At 39.7% G+C, this 3,089-nt stretch carries 2 protein-coding genes; one reads left to right on the top strand and one right to left on the bottom strand.

Annotated features, from left to right (window positions below; all coding sequences use genetic code 11):
• Positions 1–31: 31 nt before the first annotated feature.
• Positions 32–514: an rRNA maturation RNase YbeY gene (gene ybeY / locus Q0340_RS06265; RefSeq protein WP_298082592.1), complete on the top strand. Its 483-nt coding sequence runs from the start codon at positions 32–34 to the stop codon at positions 512–514.
• Between the two features lie 162 nt (positions 515–676).
• Here ybeY and Q0340_RS06260 read toward each other — a convergent pair.
• A partial coding sequence (locus Q0340_RS06260) for a calcium-binding protein (protein ID WP_298082591.1) occupies positions 677–3,089 on the bottom strand: 2,413 nt, incomplete at its 5' end.

Below are 3,089 nucleotides of genomic sequence, written 5' to 3'. Positions count from 1 at the left end.
GCAAACGCGCGGCATCGATAAGACGACCGACGTGCTGAGCTTCCCGCTCGATCCTGCGGCGTTTGCGGGCTTCGGCGAGGATTTGAGCGAGGAGAATTCCGCGCATGAAAACAGCGGCGCTAAAATTCTAAACGATACGAATTCCGCTAGTAAAAATACAGACGCCGCGAATTCTGCGAGCAAAAATTCTAATGCCATAAATTCCAAAAATTCCGAGGGCGAAAATCCTAACGATGAAAATTTAAAGAATGAAAATTTTGACGGCGGGAATTTCGCCCCCGCGCTACTCGGCTCGGTCGTGATAAATTTAGACCTCGTAGAGCTGAAAGCCGCGCAGCTTGGGCACGGCAGGGACGACGAGACGGCGCTGCTTTTTACGCACGGAATGCTACACGTGCTAGGTTACGATCACGAGAGCGACGACGGACAGATGCGCGCCAAGGAATGCGAGATCATCAAGAAATTTCGCCTTCCAAAAAGCCTGATCGTGCGAACGGAGGGAAGCGAGGAGTAGGCGCTGTATATCGAAAAGAGACGAGCTGAATCTATAGCGTATAAATCTCTAAATGAGGATTATAAAATATAAATTCAGCGAGAATATTAATCTCGCTGAATTTATTAAGATCTGCCCAAATTTATACTCGTTTGTCATAACCATTCACACTATGCAAATAAGCTAGCTCATATAAATTTGAATATTATCTTTTTGCGCATTATTTGACATAAATTCTAATGCTTGCGAATTATCGGCGTACGAATTTAACTGCTCGATAATTTTATTTACTGTATCTTGTGGCACAAAATAATCGTTTTTCAAGAAACTTGCTTGTTTAAACTCACCGGCATATTCGCCAGCGCGAACAATATCTTCGATCTGTTTGTAATTCATCTGCGCGCCGTCTGCAAATTTAATATTTTCGAGCCTGTGATTGTATCCTAAGCTTCGCTTGAAATGATCCTTTATTATAATTTGATCGCTTCCTTCTTTAAATTTCAAAATCAAATCGTTTTTATCTTTAGATAATTTAAGCTCGTTTTGATTTATATCTTTTAATATCAAAGTATCTTTTCCGCCACAATCTTTAATAATATCTTTGCCGTCTCCCTTGCAAAATATGTATTTATCGTTACCCAAGCCGCCGTCTAAATAATCATCACCCTTCCCGCCGATGAGCGTATCGTGCCCGAGACCTCCGTAAATTTTATCGTTCAAATTTGATCCCACTAGCGCATCGCTTCTTACACCACCTTTTATCGTCGTAGCGGTTTCATCATCAGCTTTGAAAAATACTTTTTTCAGTAAAGTTTTTAGCTTATTCTCGCCTTTATTTGCAAATTTAACGACCTCTTTGTTGCTTTGAAGCGCAGTTATCTCTTTGATCTCTTCATAGCCCAACGTTACATCTTTAAATTTGATCTGCGATATCTTCTCTTCCTCTGAATAAAAATCTCTTATAGTGACCGTGTCAAATTTTGACCTATTTACGACGACATCATTTTTATTTTGTCTAAAAACGACATCTTTTAAACTGAAGGCGGACATATCTATGATATTTTTATCTTTATTTTCCTTGTTGGTTTCTATTATGGTGTCTTTACCGAAATTTTCTTCAAAAACATAGGTATCGCTTCCTTCTCTTCCTTCTAGTACATCATCCCCGCCCTTGCCGTTTATGATATTGTTTTTCTCATTGCCGACAATGGTTTCATTTTTGGAAGTACCTGTATTCATAGCGTCAAAAAGAGCATCCGCCACGGATGTATAGCCCGAGTTTGTCATATTTACATAGCCGCCGCCGGTGGATTCGGCTAATTCTTTAAATTCCGCCGCCACATCTTCACCACCGCCCGTTTGAATCGTAAAGACCTGAATATTATTTAAATCACTGTGATTATTGCCATAAAGCGCGTTTGCTGCACTTAAACTTCTTGCTGCCGCTCTTGGTTTATTGGGCAAAAGCGCCGCCATTGCTTTAGATTTGAACTCATTGTCCTTCGCGGGAGCATCGCCGAAAACGAAAATTCTTTTTACGGAGTATTCGCTCCAATTTGAATTTGCGGCATTATAAATCCCATGCCAAGTCATCTCCGGCGTATCGCCTCCGCCATCTGCGTAAAGTGAGTTTATAGCAGACATTATCGCGTTTTGATCATTCGTGAGATTGGTAAAAGTTTGAACGCCCGGATCGTTATAGCCAAATACTTCTACCTTGGTATTTGTATCTCTAGCAAAGGCGGTTTTTATGATCTCTTTTGCTTGAGATTTTACCGAGCTTATCGCCCCGCCCATCGAGCCCGTAGTATCGCTAAGTATGGCGAATTCATTCGACTGCTCTTTTTGCAAATTTATCTCAAGCTCGTTATTGTCGAAATCGTTTATCTTTAGGCCGTTTGCGTTTAATACTTTTGTGGAAGTATTGTATTCATAAGTTATAGAATCGTCATTGCTTTTATAAATTTCGATATTTCCATGCGATTGCTCTTTTATAAACCTTCCGCCTTTCAGTTTAGTCTCACCCAGATATACTTTGCCGCTGCCATCGGAATCATTTATCGTGTCGTTTTCATCCGCATGATATATATCGTAGCCGTTACCGCCGTTTAACGTATCGCTACCTTCGCCACCGTACAATATATCACCTTGTGGAGTACCGGTTAAAATATCATTGTTCTTCCAACCAACAAAAGCAACGCCTTTATCTTGATTCCAAGAATAATAATCCTTGATTTTACCAAGTAGTTTTGCAATAGATAATTGATCATGCCTATTTGATCCATATATGATAGTTCTGCCTTCACCGTCTGTATATTTTATAACTCCAGCGTTCCATAAACTTTCGACCAATTCTTTCATCCGTTTTTCAAGTCCCCAATATGTTCCATGGTCTTCTTTATTATATCTAATTATATCCTTATTATAATCTTCCAAATTATATTTTTTACCCAAACCATATTTATTATAATCCGAACCTTTTTCATTGTTTGAAGAGTCGGGGTAAGTAATTTCTATAGATTTCCCAAAACGATATGGGTCAATATCTCCCTCCAAATAACTATTTCCTATGTTTGTCATCCAGTCACCGCCATCA

Origin of the sequence: uncultured Campylobacter sp. (genome assembly GCF_938045595.1) — a bacterium.
GTDB lineage: Bacteria > Campylobacterota > Campylobacteria > Campylobacterales > Campylobacteraceae > Campylobacter_B.
This window is presented reverse-complemented; position numbering and strand designations above follow the sequence as displayed.